Here is a 26,472-nt window from a genome sequence, read left to right on the forward strand (position 1 = left end):
ATGGTGGATGATCATTATGACCACCCACACATTTTCCTATCTATTAATGTACATTCAACTGCTTATCAGAATCTGCTTCTTTCAGATTACGTACACCAGTTGTTCCACCGCCCTTAAGCGTTAATTCTACAGGCTTATTAGTCTTCCATTTGCCACGCGTAAAGTCAGGCACATTAATTGGCTTTGAACCATTTAATATTGACCATTCGCTCAACGGTGTGATACAACTCCACGCTGCAGCATCATACACATCCATATCCATTGGTAAACCGTTACGCAGGCAGTCAATCAGGCGCCAGTCCATCATAAAGTCCATGCCACCATGACCGCCTACTTGTTTGGCCATCTCACCTATGCGACGTACAATCTCAGGTGTGTATTTCTCTTGCAGTTCTTTCATTTTGGCATCATCAGCTTTTGAATGACCGAAAGCGATGTGTTGCAAAGGCCATTTCTGAGCAAAACACTTGGTGCCACTCAGCATGTGGATACGTGAGTAAGGACGAGGAGAACTGATATCGTGCTGAATCATGATGGTACGCCCTTTTACGGTGCGAATCATCTGCATATCCATGTTGCCACGCATCTCCTTACCAATGAATTGCTGTAAGTCCGGACGATCAGGAGCCAATTCCTTAATACGGTGTTTCAAAGTGAAATCATCCGACATCATAGCTGTCAGGTAATCCATGCGGTCGCCACGGTTGATGTCCATGGCCTGACAGATCGGGCCTAAGCCATGAGTGGGGTACACATTTGCCTTACGGGTATTCTCGTGCAAACGCCAAAGCTTATCATAGGCACCATCACCGCGAGGCTTGTCATCCTGTGGCTTGTTAAAGTGCCAGTAATCTAAATCGTGGATATATGCTCCCTCACCATGCACCAAGTCACCAAAAGCCCCCTGGCGTGCCATATTTAAGGTCAATAACTCAAAGAAATCGTAACAGCAGTTCTCCAGTATCACACAGTGTTTCTTTGTCTGCTCTGAAACTTCAACCATCTCCCAGCATTCATCCATGGTTTTGGCCGTTGATACTTCTACGGCAGCATGACTACCGCCACGCATAGCTGCTAAAGCTACAGGTACGTGCCATTCCCAAGGTGTAGCAATGTAAACCAAATCAACCAAACCACTATCACATAATGCTTTAAAAGCGGTGTCGCTACCGGTAAACTCCTTTGCTTTAGGTAAACCAGCTTTAGCTAATGAGGCCTGTGCACCATCAATAGCAGCCTGGCGAGTATCACAAAGAGCTGTTACTTCCACACCTTCGATAAAGCCCATGCGATCAACCGCTCCAATACCCCGGTCGCCTATGCCCACAAAACCTACACGTACCTTCTCCAGCTTAGGAGCAGCATAACCACACATGTTAAACTCCATCTTTGGCACACGCTCTGCATTTTCGCGTATATACGCCACTGCCTCTTTTTCATTCGAACGGGTATTACACCCAACCATTGGTGCTGTGGCAGCTACGCCAGCTCCTACTGCTATATTTTTTAAAAATGATCTTCTGTCTGTTGCCATGATAATATTAGATTTTGATTTATTTTAATAGAAAAAATTGGGGTCGCCCATAAATATTTATGTTATCGACTCTTGTTTTTTCCGGATTTCTTTTATGAATTCGTATGCTTTTAATGGACTGTATTTCTCCAAGGTCAATAATGATGCAGTCAGCTTTGGAAGAAGGTTGTACTTCCCAATGTGAACCAAAATTACCATCTATGGCACAGTCTGCTCCAACTTGGTATTCAAGTTCTTCTTCTGAGTTTACATATACCACTTCCCAAGTATCTTTGGTCAATAATGATCCATCAGCATTAATAACATCTATTTCTGTTATGGCCGTCTTTTTGTCATTGACTAGAATTTCCAAAGCCAAATGACGCATGGTATGCACATTATCAAAAATAAATTCGTCTTGCCAATTATTTTGAGCGACTAAGCTATAATTTATCTTATCCCCATCATCTAAAACAGGTGTTTTACTATAATCATGTACCCTGCGCTCCGGTTTGTTTTTATCAATTCCCAGCTGATCTAAAATCGGCTTTTTAAGGCCTTTTGCTTTTCTGGCTCCTGTATCTTCAAAAGTAAATATGACCAGTTCATTCTTTCCTTTTTTCAACCAGGGACCAGGCACATATATGGTTTGTTGAGGACCAATATTCCAAAATTTACCTAATGAGCGACCATTGATCCAGGCAGCTCCCTTGCCCCACTGACTCAAATCAAGAAAAGAATCACCTGTCTCATTCAAATTAAAAGTGGTTTTATGAAAGGCAGGTTTTCCTTTTACATCCGATGCTTCATACTGGTAATCATTTATCGGAGCGTTATATAATGGAAGCGGTGTATTTATCCATCCTAATAGCTCTTCATCGTTTAGGGTCACTTTTTCAGTAATACCTTTCCGATTATTTAAAATCTCAGAACCATAATTCACACGTCCCACATTCTCTACAATGATCTCCAGTTTGGCAGGCACTTCAGTCACCTCAATTTGAATGTTGCTTTGACGATGACGTCTGTCGAGGCTGCCAATTTGTTGGCCATTTAATAAAACAACAGCATAATCGCGCACATCTTTTATTGTCAGTTTGCCTTTAACTGCTCTATTCAAAGTGGTTTCATAATGGATATAGCCAAAATCCTGATTGACATCTTCCATCGAAAGCGGTCTTTCTGATTCTACCCTTTCATTAAAAGCATTGGATAAAGGCGCACTGTTGGTAAACTCCATTATTGGCAAAGCAATAACAGAATTGGGTGCCGGAACCTCAGGTAATAATTCATCTTTATATAAATATTTCTGAAGCACTTCGCGGAAAGCAAAAAATTTAGGATAGGCATTGCCGTATTCGCCCAAAGGCGCATCGTAATCGTAGCTTGTTGGCTGAGGTGCGTAACCATAAGCTGCATTTGCTCCATTGGTATAATTAAAATTCGTACCTCCGTGAAACATGTAAATGCTAACAGACACTCCGTTCTCTAGCATCCATTGTAGTTGCTTTGCTGGTTTCTTATAATCGCGATACGAATGCTTATGCCCCCAAACATCGAACCAGGCCGGGTAAAACTCAGCTACAAAATAAGGTCCTCCAGGTGTAAAGCGGTCGACTGCTTTAAACACATCATCGCCCACGGCTCCATTCACAGTTGCCAAGGCACCGTCGACATAACCAGCCTCCATCTGTCCTGCTCCGTCGCATGTCATCAGCGGCACGTTAAAACCGGCATTTATGATCATGTCACGGAGTTTACCCAAGTATACCTTATCATTGCCATAGGAGCCATATTCATTCTCTACCTGCACCATCACAATAGGCCCACCATTTTCAGCTGTTAAATCAGATAATTCTTCACCTAATCGTGTTATATACCGCTCACACGCCTGAAGAAATCGTTCATCGTTACTACGATATACCATGCCTTCTTCCTTGAGTAGCCATGAAGGATAGCCTCCGAAATCCCATTCGGCACATACGTATGGTCCTGGACGAAGTATCACATATAATCCTTCCTGGTGGGCCAACTTAATAAAATGCCGGATATCTGCCTGCCCGTCGAAGTCAAATTCACCTGATTGTCGTTCGTGAAAATTCCAAAACACATAAGCCGAAATGGTATTCAAGCCCATTGCTTTTGCTCGCTTCATCCGATCTTGCCAATATTCTTTTGGAATACGCGGATAATGCATCTCTCCGCATATAAGTTGTACTGGCTTGTTATTGATATGAAACTGACCACTTTGTATCTCAAAATGATTTGCCTTCTTTGATTGACACGAAACAAATACCAACAGTATTGCCCACATAATGAGCAATCTATAGGTGAATTGTTTTAAGAATAGCCTTTCAGTAATGCTTTGAATAAACATCCTTTTCATTCTATTTTAATTGACTAAAGTTAATCTTCACTTTCCGGCCTTGCTTTTCACGCTCAAAAAACTGGTCAAAAGCCACACGCTCACTAAAGAAACCGCAGTTCTTCATAAAAAATTTGCCGTCCTGTACGCCTCCTGCATAATCCAGTCGTGAATCTTTGCGGGCGGTTGCATCGGCAGTAAATTTAGCCCTTGTTAACTCATACCACTTTCCTTCCTTATTACAAACCCATTGATTGGTATAATAGGCCATTCGGCTGGTATTACCCATCTGTGTGTAAAAATTCTCTAAAAAAGAGTGCGGACGTTTGATGTAAGTAGTCGTTTGCGGACGACGAAAACTCGCAATGAGTTGCCATTCGTTTTTATCAGGATCCATAAACCAAGCTGTATAATCCGTGGTGTTATTCACCGATGGGCATGCCTTTAGCAAGAATCCATAGGTGGTTTCTGCTTTCCAATTATACTTAAGATAACTTTGTCCTCCTGAACCTTCGTTCCCAAACTTACCTGTATAAACATCATTCCCCTTTTTAAGGAGTTTAATACGTTGTTCTTCGGGTATCTCATTCGGGTTATCAGTATGATAAGGACTCCACACTGAGAATAATATCCGTCGCTCTGTTGGAGAGTTGACCTGTATCCCAAAGTAACCCTCGCCAAAGCCGTTGGCCATAAAATAAGAACCTAAAACATCCTGACCTTCTGGAACTGTAATCTCATTATAGAAATACTCGATATCACCAGCCTCTTCAGGCACCTGGTAGCCCAGGTGAACAGACGGACCTCGACGCCCCCAATAAAAATCATCTTTCACAAAATAAACAGAATCCTTTGTGGCTTCGCCTCCAATTAGCAAGTCTTTAAAATAGCCATAAGATTCACCTTTCTTTTTCAACCCTTCAAGCTCAACAACTTGATAACCCGGCTTTTCAACACAAAAGACACCAGCGCTAATATTTTGCCAAACAGTATCAGTTATAGAAATACTTTGCTCTTTACCACCGAACGAAAGTTTAATCTTTGAGTTGTCATCTGTTGCTTTGACACGTAGGCCAAGGTTAATTTTGCCGGTTAACTCAGTTCGAAAATAGATGTGTAACTTGTTATCCGCCTCTGTCCAGTTAAGAATGCCTTCCTTATTGAACTTGGTTCTTTCGGCAGGTAATTTATCTCCATTCATCCATGCATTGCCACTAAAAGGAATAGAAACATTTAAAATTTCAGCATCATTATTACTTTGTTCTACAGTACAGGCTATTAAAACCAGAAGAATAGCTAACAAACTGATGTGTAAAGTTTTCATGATTTATGTTTTGTAATTAAATATCACCCTGGTTTCGATATCAAGAACCATTATCCAGCAGATTTCTATTGTTCATAATATTGACAAGGATGGTAAAAAAATGCCCCGAGGGGCATTTTTTATAATCATTAATTATAGCCTGTATTTTGATCCAATAAAGGATTTTTATCTCTTGAAGCCGTAGGAATTGGCATCAATAATAAGCGAGGATCCCATACCTTCAAGGCACTTGGGTTACCCTGCGGATCATATGATTGTCCTTGCATCACCACACTGGCCGCTTGTTGACCTTTATAACCACCATTACGGGCATCATCTTCATACAAACGGATATCAAAATATCGGAAGCCTTCACCAGCTAGCTCAATACGTCTTTCCTTACGAATAAAATCAAGCGCTTGCTCTTTTCCTAAACCTGTTGGCACATCTGGCATACCACATCGCATGCGTAGTTTGTTTAACTCTGTCACAACCGTTCCATCATAACCATCAGTTTGAGTATGTGCCTCCGCATAGATTAATAACATCTCTGCCAAACGAATCACATGAAAATCCGAACCACTCATGTGGTACCAATCACCCCATACTGAAACTAAATCATCACCACCACTCATTTTGCGCCATACAAAACCTGTTTGTCCATAGTTATTAATACTATAGTTGTACTCCTGATAATTACCATCGAAATAGGTATTAACAGATGAGAAAGGGAAAATAATTGAAGCGTATAAACGACTATCACGATTTAAGAATTCAGCCATATACGGGCGTGATGCTAATTGATCAGCGATAGTAGCAACGGCCTCGCTAAAAGTCAAATTGTCATTTGGATCGTTCGGATCTGCACCTTCCTGAATACTTGACACCTCATCTCTTAAACTATTATAGTTTGCAGCACGTGTATCTTTATCCGGTACAATAGCTTCGGTTTGACCATCAGCCAACCAATAATCATCAACCAGATCCTGCAATGGAGCAATCGTATTCCAGGCTTGTTTCTCTGACAAATTAGGAGATAAGAAAGAAGTCACCCTGTTAAAGTCTCCATGATCTTCCGTTGATAAATATTCTTTCGAAATAATCGCTTCAGAGTTATAATCTGTGTGCCACACATTGCGGTAGTTAAAGATTCCAGATATAAAGGCTTCTTCATCAATGCCTAAAGCATCAAAGTCAACTAAACCTCTAAAGTAATCAGCATCTTTTTGCTCAGTATCAGATAATTCTCCTGCATAAAACAGAGAGTAACCACCTCTATCAATTACATAACGAGCTGCCTCTGCTGCTGCCGCATAATCGCCAAAATAATAGGCTGCACGTGCTTTAAGCGCATAAGCCATGGCTTTGTTGAACTTACCTTTATCATTTGATTCAGGTAAAATTTCAGCAGCGTCATCTAACTCTTGTAAAATCCAGGTGCGAACTTCACTTTCAGAATTACGTGCTAATCCATCAGGATATTCTGCGTTTATATCTGTTACAATGGCAACATCTCCATAATATAAAGTCAACTCCATATACAACCAAGCTCTTAACATACGAGACTCAGCGATCAGTTTTTCTGCTAACTCTTCATCAATATCAAATTCTGCCAACTTTTCAACCAACATGTTACAGGTACGAATTCTGGCATAAGTATTCCCTTTATCACCATAGTGGTTCCAATCACCATATCCAAAGTTCTCAGAACCTGAAACGGCATTGGTCTGAACTAAAGCACCATTACTATCCCACCAGTTACGTGAATAACCATTATCTGCATATCCTTCCTGAAAAACTAAATCAGTACCAGATATTTCACGATAAATCGCATTACGCAATTCTTCCACTTTTGTGGCATCAATTTTTGTTGGATCCAAGGCATCGTTTGGCGCTTTTTCCAGGAAATCGTCGGAACAAGCCATCAATGCCACCAATGGCAATAGCCATATTAGCTTATGTATATATGATTTTATTTTCATTGCTTATCTGATTTAAAACGTTTAATTAAAATGTAACTGAAACACCACCGGTATAAGTCTTCATTCCTAATTGTGCACCACGACCTGATGAACGTTCCGGATCAAAGTCTTCCATGCGTTTATCACCTCTAATGGTAAACATGTTATCTCCTGATACAAAAACTCTAACTTTCTCAAGACCAATTGAAGAAACCAGGCTCTTAGGTAAGTCGTAGCCTAAGGTAATGTTCTTGATTCTGAAGTAATCAGCATTAAACAACCAATACGATGATTGTATTGAGTTATATTGATATCTTAAATCATTTTCTTTAAATAGTTTTGGATAACGAGCTTCCTGATTATCCGGAGTCCAATTGTCCAATTGCCATTCGCGAGGTACAGAGCTGTTAAAGAAAGCCTGTGAGGCTTCATTGTCCATATAAACCTTCACACCTGAAATTCCCTGACCAAGAGCTGATAAAGTAAACCCTTTATATGACAGGTCGATATTGATACCATAGGTAAAATCAGGCACATCACTACCAACAATCGTACGGTCATCAGCTGTAATTTCACCATCGCCGTCCTGGTCAACTAACTTAACCATACCCGCTTCAATATCATAACCTCCAAATTCCACTACATCGCCATTGGCAATATCATCAGTTGAGTACAAGCCATCGGCTTCATACATATAGAAGCTACCAATAGCATGACCAACCTGGTTAATCCAATATCCGCTAGGAGGTAATTTATCAATGCCGTCACCAAGATCAGTAATCTCATTTTTAATATAAGCCATGTTAAAGCCAACGTTGTATGAAAAATCACCAAAACTCTTCTGGTGCGTTAAGGCTAACTCAATACCACTGTTATTTACTTTACCTACGTTTTTATACGGAAGGTTAGAAATACCCGTTTCTGGTAGAATATCTGTTTGCTCAACTAAGATATCATCAGTTATACGTGCATAATAATCGAATGTAAGACCGATTAGACCTTTATTGATTGACATATCGAAACCAATATCTGTAGTAGTTGTTTTTTCCCACGTTAATGTAGGGTTAGCAATACGTCCTTCTACGAGAATTGGCAATACTGCTCCTCCATTATACACAGTACCTGCTCCGCTAAAAGTATCATAGGTATCGTAAAGACCTACATTACGAATGTTACCATTCTTACCCCATGAGGCTCTTACCTTCAGGTTATCTAACCAGGTAAAACCACTCATAAAGCTTTCTTCACTCAAGCGCCATCCTGCGGAGAATGAAGGGAAATAACCCCATTTGCCCACATTGGCAAAACGTGAAGAGGCATCTGCTCTAAAGTTGGCCTCAACTAAATAGCGACCTTTGTAGTCATATGTGGCACGACCAAAGTATGACAAACTGGTTTCTTCGTTAAATGAACCATAAGTAGTTAATTGATTATCCGGATCTGTTGAACCCCCATCAATGGCATTCATTTCATTACTCGGGAACATTTTACGTCCAACATCCAGGTGCTTAGAGTGCCATGAATCAGCATGCATACCAGCCATAATACCGATATTATGCACTGAATTGATTACTTTATCGTAATTAATCCATCCATCATAGATCAATTTTTCACTATAGCTCCAGTAGTTTTTCATCTCGTTCACATCAGAACCTGCAATTGGCGTATCATTCGGATTTATATAACTTGGAACACCCTCTAAAGTATTCTGGAAAGAAAACGAACGATAATCGTAATAATTATACGCTAACTGGTTTGTAAACTTAAACCCATCAAACGGTTTTAGAATTGCATTTACATTACCCAAAAAGTGTCTGGTATCATTGTTATTTCTTCCACGTGTATGCAAACGACGTAATGGATTGTATCCAATCTCCTCAGCTGTAGCCTGACGAAAATCTCTAACAGATCCCCAGTTACCATTGGTATGGCGACCAACTTGAGTTGGCGGTACACGTAAAAATTCAGTTAATGATACTCCACCCATGCTATTGTCATACTTTTTATAAATAAAGTTGACATTGGTTGAAACTGTTAACCAATCTTTTAAATCGGCTGATGTTTTAGATAAAAAGTTATAGCGATCCGTTGCTGAACCAGGGGTTAAAGACTCATCGCGCTGATAACCCAAACCAAAAATATATTGCACTTTTTCAGAACCACCTGATAAGTTTAGACTATGCTTTGTGAACATAGCAGAAGGTTCAAGAACCATATCGAACCAATTTGAATTAGGATACAAATCAGGATCAGAACCATCTCTGTACTTCTGAATATCATCCAGGCTATAACGTAAGTTCGCTTCCTCAATACCACTATTCAATTCAGATGTACGGTACATTTCGGCATATTGTGCTGAGTTCAATACCGCAGGAATATAAGTAGCTTTTTGGGCACCATATGAACCATTATATGATACATTTAAAGCTTCACTTACTCCCTGTTTAGTGGTAACTAAAACAACACCATAAGCTGCTTTTGCTCCATAGATAGAAGCTGAAGCGGCATCTTTCAAAAAGGAAATATTCTCTACAATTGTAGGGTCAAGATTATTAAAGAAATCACTACTCACCTCAATTCCATCAACAATGTAGAGCGGAGATGAAGCACCTGCAAATGTTCCACGACCACGAATACTGATTTGAGCACCATCCGGACGGTCAATAATTGTCACACCAGGAACGGTTCCCTGCAATGATTTCAGGATGTTTTCTGTCGGACGGCTTTCTAATGCTTCTCCGTCAATTGTCGCAACCGCACCAGTCAGATTGACCTTTTTCTTGGTTCCATAACCAACTACAACTACCTCGTTAAGATCGGTAAACTCTTCAACCAAAGTAATATTGATACTAGTGCGTCCGGCTGCTTGAATTTCTTGCTTTTCGAATCCAATAAATGAAAATACCAATACCGTTCCTTCTTCAACATTAGGTAGAGAATAAGTCCCGTCAATACCTGTAATTGTACCAGTTGTCGTTCCTTTTATGGCTACAGTTACACCTGGCAAAGGCTCTCCACTTTGATCTGTCACAATACCTGTAACAGTAATAGTTTGCTGAGTATTAGCACTTACCTTGGCATTATTAGGAGCTGTTAAAATCACCTGGTTATCAATAATGCGATAAACCACTCCGCTATTGCCAAAAATCTCTTCCAGAACTGCATTCATATTCTTTTCCTGAATATCAATACTTATTGTTTTTTCAACATCGATACTCTTAGGACTGAAGAAAAATGTGTAATCAGATTGTTTCTCAATCTCAGCAATAACCTCTAATAGGCTCGCTTGTCTGAGTTTCAGGTTTACATGCTTTTCTTGTGAATACGTTGTTGCCGAATAGGCTTGAACGAACGTCATCATTAATAAGACAATCATTGCTTTCATAATACGCAATTCCCTCTTTAGGGTATAGTTATCCCATACCCATGGTTTTTGTTTTTTTTTCATAAATTTGTAATGTTAGTAGAGTTCTAAAAATTAATCACTTTGAACGCTCTGCAATATCAACAGGATAGTGTTCCAGCACTGTCCTGTTTTGCTTTATTTAGTTTTTCGTATCACCACCTTCCTCTTTGTAAAAGTCCCATCTGTCAACTTTTTAGGTTTTTCAATTGTATAAGAAATTGGTAAGATCAGTCTGGCCATCTCTAATACTTCATCCAGCTGTTCATGTTGAATCTTTGCATAAACAAGCATCTCCTCCAGCTCCTTATCTGCAATTTCAATGTCAATGTTATAGAATCGTTCGAGAGCTATTTCCGATTCTTTCAAAGACTTGTTTTTCAACAATAAGATCCCATGTGTCCAGGCCAGGGCTTCTTCTTCCACTCCCTTGCTCACATTAAACCGATCGTTCTCACGGTTATACATATATTCCTCTCCGGGTACCAGTAATGTATGATGCGTGTCATCAACACCAAGCATCTCAACACTTCCCTCTTCCAGGTATACTTTTGATACTGGTAATGATTTATCGGCTAAAACGTTAAAACGGGTTCCGAGCACTTTGACTTTAAAGTCATTGGTACATACAATAAATGGCTGCTCCTCAATTCTTGTAACATCAAAAAAAGCTTCTCCATCCAGCTCAACGGTCCGTTCTCCACCTTTAACCAGGGAATACTGAATAGAGGAATTCGCCTGAAGCCATCCTTTCGTACCGTCGGGTAAGAAAAAGCGGGTTTTTTCATCCTCAGGTGAATGCACAAACACCCCCTCATCATCAACTAATTGAGAATCATTTGGTGCAAAGTAGTTCCAGGCTGTCAATAATAACAAAGGCAAAAACAATACAGCGGCAATGCGTTGAATCCATCCTGTCAAATCGATGCGCTTCGCAGGTATTTGTTTTTCTGACTCCAGCGCACTATGATATATTTTATAATACAGATCATCAGGTGCTTGTAATTCCAGATCACTATTATCACATACCTCATCCCAATGCTTACTTAAAACTTCCTTAAATTCTCTATCATTACCCTCTTCCTCCAGATAATGTAAAAGAATATGGTAATCCTTATCGAGCAATGGTTGATGCCGTTTTAACTTGTCAATTATATCATTTATTTCTTTCATAAACGTCTATATTCATACATACTATCCCTAAGAGAATAATGGGTCCTACTTAGGGGAATAATTTTTTTAAAAAAAATGAATATACTTAATAGAATAAGGTTAAGGCTAGTAACAAAGGCAGGTTGATCTTTAACTGCTCACGAATGGTCTGGTAGGCAGCAGTCATCTGATTTTTAACGGTTTTCTCAGATATATCGAGGTAGCTGGCAACTTCAGAAACAGACAAGCCTTCTTTTTTGCACAGGGTAAAAACCTGTCTGCGTTTGTCCGGCATCTGTTCTACAATCTTATCGATCTGGGAAATAACAGTGGCGTACACATCCTCAGACACCGACTCATCCGTATCATCCAGATACTCTAATGCATAATTTTGTTGTAATACCTGTTCACGCTTTATGGATATAAATCGCTTTTTGATGGCATTGTAGGCAATTGTAAACAGATAGCCTTTTAGAGAATCCAGCGCCTTCAAGTCATTGCGCTTCTTCCATATTTTAACGAAGACTTCCTGTACAATCTCTTCTGCATCATCCTGCGAATTAAAGTAGCGGCTGACAAATACGAGTAACTTACGCCCGTATAAAAGGTAAAGTGATTCAAAGGCCTTCGTTTCACCATTTACCAATGCCTCAATCAGTTCCCTTTCTGTTTCCCCCTTACTTCCCACAATTGCTTTCTTTTTTAGCTCGTTAAAATAAGTTAAAATTAAAGAATTAGCCAAATCATTCGAAACCTACCTGATCAATATTTATCTTTTTCGTAAGGTTTCAAAGCATCTCATAACAACATAGAGTTTCGATTACTTACTATAATAAAATACAACTCACTTAGTTTTCACAGCTCGTTAGTAGAAAGAATTACAATTGCATAAGGAACCAACAATAAAACTTAAGAGGATTTGTTACCAGCGAGTGCTTAGGTCATTAGGTTGTCAGACAGTTAGGTTATTTGGTAATTAATCAATTCGACAGTTTATCCCCTCTGCTCCTTACGATAGAATGGTTTAAATCGAGCCTCCCTTATTTAACATAGGTTAAAATTACTAATTTTCCCCATACAATATGGGAAAAACTACTACCTCACGACTCGCTTCCAGCATCTAACTTTGTTTCTGTGAGTTATTAATAACACCCTTTGTAAAACAGGTACTATTGAAAACAAGTGCCCAACATATAAATAATTTAGTCCTTCAACTTATCGATCGTGTGATAGATTATTTAAACGCACAAGCTGAACATGTGGAACCACATCTAACTAAGTATACAAACAGTCCTAAGTTTAGGTTTATAGTCAGGACACCGCTAATTGAATTCACCGTGAGGCCTTTTTTGTGCAAGTATAACCGGTTAATTACCACAACATGGTATACAGGCATACCACGACATGGTATACGGGCTTATCAAGACATGGTATGCAGGCTTACCACGACATGGTATACAGGCATACCAAGTCGTGGTAATATACTTACCGGGGGGCTCATGCTTATCTGCTGAGTAAAAATCTACCCTGTCATTAACTATTTTCTTACATGACCATTTAGTTCATAATTAATATGCCACGACTTTTCTTTAGTATAACACTCACATTATTTTTAAGCATAAGCGCTTTTGCTCAAAGAGCATTTATTACCACATGGAAAACTACCAAATCCAACGAAACCATAACCATACCAACCTTAGGTACAGGTTACAATTTTGGCATTGATTGGGGCGATGGTTCCATTCAGGCCTTTAGCGACGGTGATGACTTTGAGCACACCTACAGTAATGCAGGTATTTACACCATAAAAATTACTGGTGATTTCCCACGCATTTTCTTTTACGATAGTCCCGACAAAGAGAAAATACTAAGCATTGAACAATGGGGTGATATAGAGTGGGCTAACATGTCACAGGCATTTTATGGCTGTTATAACCTAACAAGTAATGCTACTGATGTGCCTATTCTAAGCAATGTAACTGTTATGCATGGTATGTTTCAGGGAGCCAGAAAATACAACGGATCGTCACACCCCGACGGGCAAATTGGTAACTGGGGTGTAGACAGCGTACAAAATATGAGTCACATGTTTCATGATGCCTATACTTTCAATCAGGATATTAGTAACTGGAATGTAAGCAATGTGCAAAGTATGAGTAATATGTTTTTTTCGGCAAACTCCTTTAACAATGGAGGTCAGCCCCTTAACTGGGATGCCAAAACCGCCAATGTACGAACTATGGAACAAATGTTTAGATCAAATGATGCATTTAATCAAGACATTAGTAACTGGGATGTTCGTTCGGTTAAAAATATGAGCTATATGTTTATGCTGTCTGATGGTTTTAATAATAACAATCAGCCCTTAAACTGGGGAGACAAAACAGCAAAAGTTGAAACAATGCGAAACATGTTTTATAAAGCCAGTATTTTTAACCAGGATATTAGTGAATGGTCCATCAGATCTTTAAAAGATGCTACTAAAATGCTCGATTACTGTGGTATGAGCAGTTCCAACTACGATAAGCTGCTAATAGCCTGGAACAACCAGGTACAAGCAAGTCTTGGCGGTGCTGATGAAATTGTGGAAATCGTTTTTGGTGCAGAAGAAATCACATATTGTGTGGGAGACAATGCCCGCAAACAATTAATTGATGCAGGCTGGGGAAATGGAAAAGCAGGTGACCAAAGTGGTGATTATAAAGATATTACAGATGGTGGCAAAAATCGTCCCGACCATTTATACATTAATGATAGCCGCATAACGGCTTGCCGTAATACTGAGCTTAATTTAACCCACATAATTGATGAAGAAAACTTAACAGCCAGCTGGCAGGCGAAAATTACAGGTGGCTGGCAGGTAAATGGCGAGACCTCTCCCATAAGTGATCCGACCGCTTATAAATTGAGTAATTACAAGAATAACGACTTAATTGTAATAAGCTATAACATAGAGGAAGAGCATTGCGGAGAAACGATTCGCGGGACTGCTGCGCTGTATCTAAGCATTACAGATGAGTTGCACTTAAAGAACAGGAATATAAACATATGCGGTGCCAACCATGCCATTATTAACCTGTATCATCTAATGGGTTTTTACGGCTCAGGCACCTGGGAATATGTAAATGGCAACAATGCCGATGGAGATCCTCTTACCTTAACAACTGATGTTTTTAACTCTGGCAATTACTCACTTGAAATAAGCCAGCTGGCAGCACTTGATGCCATAGGTGGCAGCTCGTTTTTGGTATTTAAATATACCCCGGATAACGATTGCCTTCTCAATACCGGCGACATTACCTTAACCATATATATTCTGTAAACACGAGGCGCAAAGGCACAATTCACCTGCCCCAAGGCATCGCCCGGGGAAATTAAAAAAGAAACGCGTGAGCTATGATACACGCGCATCTGCGAAATGCTGATGACATGATTGACTCTTAACGCAATGGGATAATATTTATAATAGAGCCTAAAGAATTAACATCAGAGAATTAATTGGTAAGGAAGTATTTTCAGGATTATAGAGAACTACTTTTTGAATATGATCAACTTATCATTTTTTCAATATCTTACCTGTGGCAATTGATCCGTTAGTATTCAGCAATCTATAAAAGTAGATAGAAGGGTGCAGATGCCCTATATTGATCTTAAGATCATCATTACCCTCAATCTGTTGTGAATGTACAATTTGTCCATTGATATTAACAAGTTGAATACTGGAGTAGGCTCCAGCCTTATTATCACCAAATTCAATAAACAGATACTCTGTGACTGGTGTTGGATATATTTTAATCTCATCTTTATCTTGACCAATAATTGAAGTGGCTGCATTCACCGTTATCGTACCCTGCATACTTCCTGAATGTGGGTCACATTGATATCTGTATTCACCTGCTATATTAAAAGTAAAACTAAATTCCCAAGGTGAACTCTGAACATCATTTCCAAACGAAGCAGGATTATTAGGAAAAGTAGCCGTCGTTCCATTAACATTATGAGTACCAAGGGTATTATTCCAGATAACGACATCACCTTGGTTAATTGTAAGACTTGCAGGGGCAAAAGAGAAGTTACTGACTGTAACATTCCAATTTGTTTGAGACCTGGCATTTAACAGGAACAACACTGTGATAATTGCGACTGACCAAATTTTATTCGTAGTAGTATTCATGGCTTTTCGTTTCTATTATTCTGAAATGCAAATATCCTTAAGTATCAATCTTTTGTCAATATTCAACGTTAAGCAGTTTCATAGAAGGCAATTGAATTATAATCGAAGCCTCCCTTCAATCCCACCCAATGTCTGAATGGACTATTAATATTATACCCTTTCATAACTACCTCTTTCAAAATTCCTTTAAATACAATTAACAGCTTAGCTCAACTATCTGTGCTTGCATAGACAAACAATCTATCGTGGTGTAGATAGACTGTCTATGCCTGTATGAACAGATCATCTATACAGGCATAGAATAGAAACAACAGGTAACCCACCAGATAAACCAACTCTATGCGATAAGTGAAATGAGATGAGTAACAGAAGTCCGGGGACGGTTGACGGAAGTAGTCAGGCAACCAGACCATTAGATAGTTTTAGAAGTCAGTTTAGTAGTTGAATAGTTTAACAAAACCATCTTGTAAACTATTAAACTTGTCAACTCATCAACTCTCTTATCAGTTCGACAGTTTATCAGTCATCAACCAGACACCTGTATTTAACACTCTTCCACACAATTCATTCTCTACCACTTAGGTAGAGATTTCAAACCCGTTAAAGGTCTCAAACTTCCATATCTCGGCAATATTCTTCACTGCCAGCTCATAGGGCTTATAAATACGATTGGTGGAAACAAGCAATAAAGTCTCATTCTTAACAATCTGGTTATACACCACTTTAAAAACAATACCTTCGTCGCGGGTCACAATCACGCAAGGACTACCATCTTTAATATTTTCCCAGTTTTGAATATACGAACCGGTAACCCAGGCTCCTTCGGGTACAGGCAGCATTGAATCCCCCTGTATTTGAAAAGTACGATAGGTTTTGTCTTGTGGTAAAAATGGTAATGAAAACTTTGGCAAGGATGCGATAAAGCCCGTATCACCATAGTCAGTGGTGTAACCTGCCTGGGCTTTTACCGGAACCATCTCAATATTTTCCTTCCCTTCTTTATCAACCGAAACAGTCAGTAACCTGAGCTTTTGGCCGGTTACATCAATATCAAAGCCTCCCTCAATTTGTGAAAGCTGAAACTCCGATAAAGCATCCAGCTTATAACGCACCAGGGCATCAATGGACACATTAAAATACTCAGCAAACCTGATAAGCGTTTTAAACGGTGGCTGAACACTCTTTTCATAGCCTGCCAGGGTTGTCCGGGTCAACTCCAATACCACAGCCAGATCATTCTGCGACAAGCCTTTTCTTTTTCTTAAAAACTTAATATTCTCTGCAAAATACATGGTTCTAAAATTTCAGTATTACACTATCTTAATGATAATAACCTGAGTTCGATTTAAATTTCACACCTCAGATTGAGCTAAAAAATTGATTAACAAGTTATAATTTTGAAGTAATAGTGTACTATTGCGACAAAATTTAATGAAGTTAATCGGCTTTTTAGACAAAGCGAAGAGCAATACCACTTATAAACAGTAATTTACTTCAAATAAACGATTCGAAATAATCCATTATTACTTCATCCTTAATTTTCGTAAATTACTATCTATAAGCGGTCTGAGGTCGAAATTTAATGTCAAACTCAGGTTAATAATAACTCGTCGATGATTTAAGCTCTATCAAAACAAGTACTTTTCATCAAATTGGACTCCATGCTCACTCAACAATTTAATATACTCATCTCTAAAACTGACTTTTGTATGGTGCTCTTCTTGACTTTTTACATATTCAATTAGAGTACCTTTCATATCTATATGATAAGTGAAAGCTCCATAACCATTTTGCCACCCATTAAATTGAGTAAATACCTTCTCCTCTTTTACAAATTTTGAAGAAGAGAGCTTTATATCCTTTACCAATTGAGCTAAACTTTGCATAGGATGGATACCTGCAATAATATGGATATGGTCATCTACTCCTCCAATCCGATACAAATGACACTTTTTATTATTCAAAACACCCCATATAAACCGATACAAGCGCGCTCTGTCTCCAGATAAGCTCCTCTCTCTTCCATTTGTTGAGAAAATAATTTGATACAATATTTGAGTATAAGTGCTCATAACCTTATTCTGTATGTTTTTTTATCATTAGCTCTGTTTTTCTGTTCAACCCTTTTAGGGTTGCTGTATAACCGTACAAGGCACTCCGGATTCCATCCGAAGCTATTCACATTGAACCCTTAATAGGGTTCAACATCACATGTCAATCACTTAAAACACATCATCATTTGACTTCATAGATTTTATCCCAAAGGGATAATACATGAATAACCATGTATGAAATGCATGGTTAGTGATTAAATAAAAATACAACCCTGAAAAGGGTTGAACACTCCCCTCTTTTAATAAGGAAATCTATATTTTTTAAACCTATTTTTTTCACGCTCTCTTCCAGCAACTTCTGTTTTCCACTTAAAAATAGTCCGTCATTAGACTGTACAAATATACAAACAATGACTATATTATTAACAGATAAATGACGATATAATCGACAATAATGGACAAATCAATATTACATCTGGATTTAGATACATTTTTTGTATCGTGCGAGCGACTGATAAATAAAGAGTTGATAGGTGTACCGGTGCTCATTGGTGGCACTTCAGACAGAGGAGTCGTAGCTGCCTGCAGTTACGAAGCCCGTACTTACGGCATACACTCGGCTATGCCCATGCGCATGGCCCGGCAACTGTGCCCCCATGCCAAGGTTATAAGAGGAAACAGTCAGGCATACAGTGAATTTTCAAATCAAATAACAGACATCATTCGTGAACGTTCTCCTTTGTTCGAAAAATCATCCATTGATGAATTTTATATTGATGTAACCGGTATGGATCGCTATATTCAGTCTACCTATTTATGGGCTAAGGAACTACGCGAAAAAATCATACACGACACCAAACTACCCATATCTTTTGGTCTATCTACCAGCAAAACAGTGGCTAAAGTAGGTACGGGCGAGGCCAAGCCCAACAACCACATTCAAATAGAAACCGGCTACGAAAAGCCTTTTCTGGCTCCCTTGTCAATTAAAAAAATACCAATGGTGGGCAATAAAACCTACCACCTGCTCCGACGCATGGGTATCGAACGTGTGCATACCGTTCAGGAGATGCCTGTTGAACTGATGGAACGCCTGCTGGGTAAGAATGGCATTGTTATCTGGAAAAAGGCACAGGGCATTGATAACACACCGGTGGTAGGTTGGAGCGAACGTAAATCCATTTCGACCGAACGTACTTTTGAGCAAGACACCACTGATGTATATAAGCTCAAAAGCATATTGCTGAGTATGGCCGAAAGCCTGGCTTACCAACTGCGAAACAGCAATAAGCTAACTTCGTGCGTGTCGGTTAAAGTACGTTACTCCGACTTTCAGACTCACACAAAACAAAAGCGCATCCCATATACCTCGCTGGATCATACATTGATTGAAACGGTGAAAGACTTATTTGAAAAAGTCTACGACCGCCGTGTATTGGTGCGACTAATTGGCGTGCGCTTCAGTAACCTGGTGGGCGGCAGCTATCAAATTCGCCTATTCGAAGATTCCTTTAAAATGATAAAACTATACCAGGCCATGGATAACCTGCGGGGACGATATGGTGAAGATGCGGTTAAGCGTGCCCAGGGAATGAGAGCACGGCACGTTAGACAGATGAATCCTTTTAACGGGCAAATGGAGGGTGAAATAATCAGTCCGACGCCCAAACAGCTGCTTAGCCCTTAGTAGCGTTAAAGAGAGATGAGGCCCTGATGGCTATCGGGGGAGAAAGGAGTTGTGAGGGGAAACTAAGCAGCCAGCAATCCGACTCCCGATTATTATCGGGATCATCAACTCCTCAACTTTTAAACTTTTAAACTGATAAACAAAAGAAATGCTAACAAACTGTCATTCATATTATAGCTTTAAATACGGCACCATATCTACTGAAGATTTGATCAAAGTACTGGTTTACCACGACTATAATACTTTTGCCTTAACCGACATCAACAATACCGCAGCCAGCATTGATTTTGCCAGGTTGGCTGCTCAACACAATATCAAACCTGTTGTTGGAGTTGATTTTCGTAATGGGGTACAGCAACAATACGTGGCCATTGCTAAAAACAATAAAGGATTCAGGGAAATCAACGAATACCTGACTCCGCACCTGCACGAAAAGCTTGATTTTGATGCACAGGCTCCTAAGTTCAATAATGTTTATGTGGTTTACCCCTTTTCTCATGCCGATGATGAGCTACGCGACAATGAGTTCATTGGTATTTCTCCTGAAGATCTGAAACAGTTGCCCTTTTCAAAATGGAAAAACCAACAAAACAAGTTGGTGATCAAACATACCTGCACCTTCAGAAATAAACATGACTACAATGCCCATCGTCTGCTACGTGCCATTGATAAAAACACGCTATTAAGCAAACTGCCACAGGAAGAACAGGCCACACTGGCCGATATGATCATGCCGAAGGCTGATCTGCTCGGGCTTTACAAACTATACCCGCAAATAATTGAAAACACAGAACGCATGCTGACATCGTGCAGCATTGATTTTGACTTTGGTACCAATAAAAACAAACAGGTTTTTAAAGGCTCTGAAGAAGCCGATTTTCAACGCTTGAAAAAACGCTGCGAAGAAGGGCTGACCTACCGGTTCCCGGGTAAAGACGAGGCAGTGGTTAAACGCATGAACAAAGAGCTGAAGGTTATTCGTGAACTTGGTTTCTGCGCCTACTTCCTGGTTACCCTTGACATTGTTGATTACGCACGTAGTCAAAACTATTATTACATTGGCCGTGGTAGCGGCGCCAATAGCCTTGTTGCATACCTGTTGCGCATTACCAATGTTGATCCCATTGACCTGGATCTGTATTTCGAACGCTTTATTAATCCTTTCCGCCAGTCGCCACCCGACTTTGACATTGACTTCTCGTGGACCGACCGCGATGACGTGACACGCTACATCTTTGAAACCTATGGATACGATCGTGTGGCCCTGCTGGGTAATTACATTACGTTCAAATACAAATCGGCCATTCGCGAAATTGCCAAGGTATTTGGTGTTCCCGATGATGAGATTGTAGCTTTGCAAAAAAATCCTTCATCGGCCAGTGGTAATAAGTATGGAGAATGGGTAATCAAATACAGTCGGTTTATCGATGGCTTTCCCAGCCATAGCAGCATTCATTCAAGCGGTATTCTTATTTCAGAAGAACCCATTGCCTGCTACTCGTCAACAGAGTTACTCCCCAAAGGCTTTCCTTCAACACAGTTTGATATGTACATAGCCGAAGATGTGGGTTTGCACAAGTTTGATATACTGAGCCAGCGCGGACTCAGCAAGATCAAAGACACACTGGATATCATCAGTAAAAACACCGGCGAAGAAATTGATATTGACAACATTGACATGTTAAAAAAAGACGAGCGCATAAAGGATCTGTTAAAGGTAGGAAAAGCCATTGGCTGCTTTTATGTGGAATCGCCAGCCATGCGCATGCTTCTTACCAAGCTTAAAGCCGACGATTACCTGCGTCTGGTGGCTGCCAGCTCCATTATTCGTCCCGGCGTGGCTAAAAGTGGCATGATGCGTGAATACATCGTTCGCTTTCAAAACCTCCAAAGACGGGAACAGGCCCGTGAGGATTTACCCGAACTGTATAACATACTGAAAGAGACCTACGGCGTAATGGTGTACCAGGAAGATGTAATTAAAGTGGCTCATTACTTTGCCGGTTTATCGCTTGATGAAGCCGATATACTGCGCCGCGGTATGTCGTGGAAGTTCAGGCAGCGTAATGAGTTTTGGAAAGTGCGCGAAAAATTCTTTAGCAACTGCCGTAATAAAGGCTACCGCGAACAAACCATTGCCGATATATGGCGACAGATCGAAAGTTTTGCCAACTATGCTTTTGCCAAAGGACACTCGGCCAGTTATGCAGTAGAAAGCTTCCAGGCACTCTACCTTAAAGCCTACTACCCCCGTGAATACATGGTGGCAACATTAAATAACGGCGGTGGGTTTTACCGGGCCGAACTATACCTGCACGAGGCACGCATGAACGGTGCTATTGTTGAAGCCCCCTGTGTCAATCGCAGCGACTGGCCATGTGTGATATATGGCAAGCACCTGTTTTTAGGTCTGTTTATGCTGTATGGTTTAGAAAAAAAATCAGTAGAGATGCTTCTCAATGAACGTGGTCTATTTGGTGAATTTACCAGCCTGTCCGACTTCGTGAATCGTGTACCCATCTCACTTGAACAACTATTAATATTAATTCGCATTGATGCCTTCCGCTTTACAGGCAAAACAAAAAAGGAACTATTGTGGGATGCTCATCATCTGCTTGGGCACAGCAAAGTAACCAAACCTGAACCAACACTTTTTCAGCCCGAAGTACGTGAGTTTGAGCTCCCCGATCTGTGGGAGCACGAGCTCGAAAATGCTTTTGACGAACTGGAGTTACTGGGTTTCCCGCTCAGCTCACCCTTTCAGCTATTGGCTAAGCAGTTGCCCAGCATGTTAAAGGCTGCCGATCTGCCCAACCTCATCAATAAAACAGTGGCTATTGTGGGCTATTTAATAACCCGTAAGCCCACACGCACCAGCAAGGGTGAAAGCATGTCATTTGGCACCTTTCTCGACCTTGATGGCTTTTGGCTCGACACCGTTCACTTTGCCCATTCATTTAAGCGCTTCCCCTTCAGGGGGCCCGGCTGTTATTTAATACGTGGCAAGGTGGTTGAAGAGTATGGATTTGTCTCTGTTGAAGTCAACCAGATGTATCGCTTAAGTAATATGTCTTTACAGGAAAGTACAAGGCATAGCCTGAATACGGCTATATAAGTTGCGGTTGGAGAAGGATTGTTATTGGCTATTTGTTGATTTGTTTATCAGTTTAAAAGTTGATGAATCGTTTAACTGTCGTACTGTCGAATTGATAGGCTAGCTGTCAATAGCTAGTAATTCCAAGTATACAGTAACCCTTCCCCACTCAAAACGATAGTTTTGACAGCGTGTTGGCCGGTCCAATTGGCGCGAGCCTGCGTTGGTGTGACGCAGATGAATGCGGGGGAAAATGGCTTGTGCGATGGAAAAATTCATCAAGGATGTGGGATGAAGCATTAATTGGACTAGACTTTTTGTTTCTTTTTCGGCAATGGAAAAAGAAAACCCGCCTGGTAAGGCAACTAAAATACACATTCCGTTCCAGGTAAATTCCTGTACAAGGAAATATACAATTGCAGCGGGTTGATGAGGATCATGTAACCCGGGGTGTCGCGAAGCTTTACCCTTGGCTGGAATAAGCTGGGTATTCAGCCCGCTATTGGTAACTTAGCTAGTAATTCCAAGTATACAGTAGCCCTTCCCCACTCAAAACGATAGTTTTGACAGTGTGTTGGCCGGTCCAATTGGCGCGAGCCTGCGTTGGTGTGACGCAGATGAATGCGGGGGAAAATGGCTTGTGCGATGGAAAAATTCATCAAGGATGTGGGATGAAGCATTAATTGGACTAGACTTTTTGTTTCTTTTTCGGCAATGGAAAAAGAAAACCCGCCTGGTAAGGCAACTAAAATACACATTCCGTTCCAGGTAAATTCCTGTACAAGTTAATATTCAATTGCAGCGGGATGGTGAGGATCATGTAACCCAGGGCGTCACTAAGCTTTCCCCTGCGCTACGATGACATCAGGCCTACAGCCCTTGGTTGACAACTTAGTTATCAACGAAAACAAAAAGGGTCATCGCTCAAGCGATGACCCTTCCTATATAGAAGAACTTCCTCTTATTCTACTCAATAATCGTCATTTCATCTAACAAATAGCTTGCACCCGCCATCTTATCGACGATAAACAACACGTAGCGCATATCTAAAGAAATGTTTCGGCACTGCTCTGGGTTGAACATCAGGTCACTCATTACACCTTCCCAGGCACGGTCAAAGTTAATACCGATCAAATGACCTTCAGCGTTAAGAACCGGGCTGCCCGAGTTACCACCTGTTGTATGGTTGGTAGCTACAAAACACACTGGTACTGTACCATCTACTTCATAACGTCCGTAGTCTTTGTTTTCATACAATTCTTTCAGCTTTGCAGGCACGCGGTAATCATAAATATCAGGATTATCTTTTTCCATAATACCTTCAAGAGTAGTGAAGTGCTTGTAATAAACCGCATCTCTGGCTGTGTAGCCTTTCACCTGTCCGTATGAAACACGCAATGTGAAATTGGCATCCGGATAGAATACTTTGTCTGACTCAAATTTCATTTGTGCCGCCATGTAAGCCTTGTTTAAGTCGGCCAGCTCATTGCGGTATTTCTTCATTTTAGGATATACCTTATCGTTGTAAACCGCCTTAAAGCTGTTGTTCAATATATATGCAGGATCCTTCTCCAGTTTCTTGATTGATTTAGCCGAGAAATTGTTAATAAATGCCAGCACTGCTTCCTTTTCATCAAATATGGATTTACCATACAAATAATCAACATACTTGCTGACATCTCCTTTGTACTTCCCTTTGATAACAGCGTATACATCAGGCTGGAAAGCAGCATCAATATTTTCGGCATACATGCCCAATAGTTTGGCCGATATCTCTTTATCCAATGGCTGGTAGTAATCTTTAAAGAACAGTTCAACCCTCTCAAGCAGTTTCTCTTTTACTCCATTAACAGCCTCTTCATTAACTTCCTCAGCTTCATACATGGCTTTTAAGGCCGACATTTGCCCTGCCAGGTTAGCTATTTCAATACCGTTTGAAGGAATCATCTCACGATAGTAACCATAGGTCAGGTTATAGTTGGTGTAATCCTTATAAACTGCTTCATACTTGCTCAACAACTCTGCATATTCAGGTGCTTCTGCCTTAGCCCACTTATTAAAACCGGCCTCGTATTGCTGCTTTTTAGTAATAGCATCCAAAATTTCCAATCCACGGTTTTCACCGATCCAACGCTTCCAGCTATTTGAGATACGTGCATTTTTAGCCGCATACTTAATACGAACTGCAGGATCAGCCTCCTGAAAACGATTCATGATATCCAATTTTGCAGTACGCACATCAATCAGTTTAGGATTCACTGTTTCAGTCAACATCTCTAAGTGATACGATGGCACATACTGATAAGTGCTTCCCGGATATCCAAATACCATGGTAAAATCACCCTCATTCACTCCCTTTAATGATACAGGGAAGTGCTTGGCCGGTTTGTAAGGTACGTTGTCCTTTGAGTATTCTGCTGGTTTATTATCCTTATCGGCATAAATACGGAACATGCTGAAGTCACCCGTATGACGTGGCCACATCCAGTTATCTGTGTCACCACCAAATTTTCCGATGGCTGAAGGAGGTGCACCTACTAAACGCACATCTTTAAAAATCTCGTTGACGAATAAAAAGTACTGGTTACCATGGAAAAACGGTTTTAATACTGCTTTGTAATGTGTATCCTTAACTGCCTCGTCTTTAATGGCCTTGATGTTAGTACCAATAATTTTATTACGCTCATCGGTGCTCATATCATCATTAACACCTTCTAACACACGCGCCGTTACATCTTCCATGCGCTTAAGGAAGGTAACTGTCAAACCAGGATTCACCAACTCCTCTTCGGGCGACATAGCCCAGAAACCATTGGTCAGGTAATCGTGCTCAACCGAGCTATGGTACTGGATCTGACCGTAACCACAATGGTGGTTAGTAACTATAAGGCCTTTATCGGAAATTAACTCACCCGTACATCCACGGCCAAAAATAACCACTGCATCTTTAAGGCAAGCTTCATTAACACTGTAAACATCTTCGGCAGTAAGCTTAAAGCCCATTTCCTGCATTTGCTCAATGTTGTATTTTTTCAACAACATCGGTATCCACATACCTTCATCAGCCTTTGCATATGTTTGCAACAACAATGCAGCAACCAATGTCAATAATAGTCTCTTTATCATTTTTGTTGATTTATGTAATGTTTAAAACTTATTCAATTCAGTATACAGGCGTTGTACCGGAAGCCCGACCACATTAAAATAGGAGCCTTCAATTCGCTCGATGCCAATCATTCCAATCCACTCCTGTATGCCGTAGGCCCCTGCTTTATCAAAAGGCTTGTAATGATCAATGTAGAAATCAATTTCATCCAGGGTCAATTGTTTAAAAAACACTTTGGTGGATACAGTAAAAGTTTCTTGTTTCGTAGCAGAGCTTAAGGCCACACCCGTTATTACTTCATGCTCCCGCCCTGAAAGCATTTGCAGCATTTTAACGGCCTCGTTTTTGTCCGCGGGTTTTCCAAGAATATGATGATCGCAACAAACAATGGTATCAGCAGTAATAACAATTACGTTATCAGCTTCTAAATCGTTCTTGTATGGCTGTGCTTTTTGAATAGCCAGGTAAACAGGCACTTCTTCTGCAGGCATATCATCCGGAAAAATTTCATCTCCGCTGTCCTTAACAAGTACCTCAAAAGGAATCTGCAATTGCGACAGTAAATCCTTACGGCGAGGCGATTGCGATGCTAATATGATTTTTTGTTGCTCCACTCTGTTCGTTTATCTTTCTAATCCGGTATTTCATATCATCTGCTTT

Annotated in this window: 15 protein-coding genes; 3 read left to right on the forward strand and 12 right to left on the reverse strand. The window is 40.3% G+C overall.

Annotation, left to right across the window (positions count from 1 at the left end; translation table 11 throughout):
* Positions 1-43 precede the first annotated feature (43 nt).
* From ACRD69_RS11845 to ACRD69_RS11875, 7 genes are all read right to left on the reverse strand, one after another.
* Positions 44-1,534, reverse strand: a complete 1,491-nt coding sequence (locus ACRD69_RS11845; RefSeq protein WP_430815302.1) for a Gfo/Idh/MocA family protein — start codon at positions 1,532-1,534, stop codon at positions 44-46.
* 19 nt (positions 1,535-1,553) lie between these two features.
* On the reverse strand, positions 1,554-3,827 hold the full coding sequence (locus tag ACRD69_RS11850) for a beta-galactosidase (protein WP_430815303.1): 2,274 nt from the start codon (positions 3,825-3,827) through the stop codon (positions 1,554-1,556).
* Between the two features lie 73 nt (positions 3,828-3,900).
* Positions 3,901-5,202 carry a DUF3472 domain-containing protein gene (locus tag ACRD69_RS11855; protein WP_430815304.1) on the reverse strand — a complete coding sequence of 434 codons (1,302 nt, stop codon included), beginning with the start codon at positions 5,200-5,202 and terminating at the stop codon, positions 3,901-3,903.
* A 128-nt stretch (positions 5,203-5,330) separates the two neighbouring features.
* Positions 5,331-7,163, reverse strand: coding sequence for a RagB/SusD family nutrient uptake outer membrane protein (locus ACRD69_RS11860; RefSeq protein ID WP_430815305.1), 1,833 nt, complete (start codon positions 7,161-7,163; stop codon positions 5,331-5,333).
* A gap of 25 nt (positions 7,164-7,188) precedes the next feature.
* Entirely contained in the window at positions 7,189-10,590 is a 3,402-nt protein-coding gene (locus ACRD69_RS11865; RefSeq protein ID WP_430815306.1) for a TonB-dependent receptor, read from the reverse strand.
* Positions 10,591-10,683: 93 nt separating this feature from the next.
* Entirely contained in the window at positions 10,684-11,718 is a 1,035-nt protein-coding gene (locus tag ACRD69_RS11870; RefSeq protein WP_430815307.1) for a FecR family protein, read from the reverse strand.
* A gap of 85 nt (positions 11,719-11,803) precedes the next feature.
* A complete protein-coding gene (locus tag ACRD69_RS11875; protein ID WP_430815308.1) occupies positions 11,804-12,385 on the reverse strand; it encodes an RNA polymerase sigma factor in 582 nt (193 codons plus the stop codon).
* Positions 12,386-13,270: 885 nt separating this feature from the next.
* On the opposite strand from ACRD69_RS11875, the gene ACRD69_RS11880 reads away from it, so the two are divergent.
* Positions 13,271-15,019 carry a BspA family leucine-rich repeat surface protein gene (locus ACRD69_RS11880; protein ID WP_430815309.1) on the forward strand — a complete coding sequence of 583 codons (1,749 nt, stop codon included), beginning with the start codon at positions 13,271-13,273 and terminating at the stop codon, positions 15,017-15,019.
* A gap of 234 nt (positions 15,020-15,253) precedes the next feature.
* On the opposite strand, the gene ACRD69_RS11885 is transcribed toward ACRD69_RS11880, so the two are convergent.
* The 3 genes from ACRD69_RS11885 to ACRD69_RS11895 all read right to left on the reverse strand — a co-directional run bounded on the left by ACRD69_RS11885 (position 15,254) and on the right by ACRD69_RS11895 (position 17,943).
* Positions 15,254-15,871, reverse strand: a complete 618-nt coding sequence (locus tag ACRD69_RS11885) for a T9SS type A sorting domain-containing protein (protein WP_430815310.1) — start codon at positions 15,869-15,871, stop codon at positions 15,254-15,256.
* 578 nt (positions 15,872-16,449) lie between these two features.
* Positions 16,450-17,163 carry an XRE family transcriptional regulator gene (locus ACRD69_RS11890; RefSeq protein WP_430815311.1) on the reverse strand — a complete coding sequence of 238 codons (714 nt, stop codon included), beginning with the start codon at positions 17,161-17,163 and terminating at the stop codon, positions 16,450-16,452.
* 336 nt (positions 17,164-17,499) lie between these two features.
* On the reverse strand, positions 17,500-17,943 hold the full coding sequence (locus ACRD69_RS11895) for a transposase (RefSeq protein WP_430815312.1): 444 nt from the start codon (positions 17,941-17,943) through the stop codon (positions 17,500-17,502).
* 436 nt (positions 17,944-18,379) lie between these two features.
* Between ACRD69_RS11895 and dinB the strand changes: the two genes are divergently transcribed.
* Positions 18,380-19,612 (forward strand): DNA polymerase IV, encoded by a 1,233-nt coding sequence (dinB, locus tag ACRD69_RS11900; RefSeq protein ID WP_430815313.1) that lies wholly within the window; start codon positions 18,380-18,382, stop codon positions 19,610-19,612.
* A gap of 148 nt (positions 19,613-19,760) precedes the next feature.
* Positions 19,761-22,727: a DNA polymerase III subunit alpha gene (locus tag ACRD69_RS11905; protein ID WP_430815314.1), complete on the forward strand. Its 2,967-nt coding sequence runs from the start codon at positions 19,761-19,763 to the stop codon at positions 22,725-22,727.
* Between the two features lie 945 nt (positions 22,728-23,672).
* Here the strand turns inward: ACRD69_RS11905 and ACRD69_RS11910 are convergent.
* Entirely contained in the window at positions 23,673-25,832 is a 2,160-nt protein-coding gene (locus ACRD69_RS11910; RefSeq protein WP_430815315.1) for a S46 family peptidase, read from the reverse strand.
* A 21-nt stretch (positions 25,833-25,853) separates the two neighbouring features.
* Complete coding sequence (locus ACRD69_RS11915; RefSeq protein ID WP_430815316.1) at positions 25,854-26,426, reverse strand: Maf family nucleotide pyrophosphatase; 573 nt, start codon at positions 26,424-26,426, stop codon at positions 25,854-25,856.
* Positions 26,427-26,472 lie beyond the last annotated feature (46 nt).

Origin of the sequence: Carboxylicivirga agarovorans, from assembly GCF_050589845.1 — a bacterium.
Taxonomy (GTDB): Bacteria; Bacteroidota; Bacteroidia; order Bacteroidales; family Marinilabiliaceae; genus Carboxylicivirga; species Carboxylicivirga agarovorans.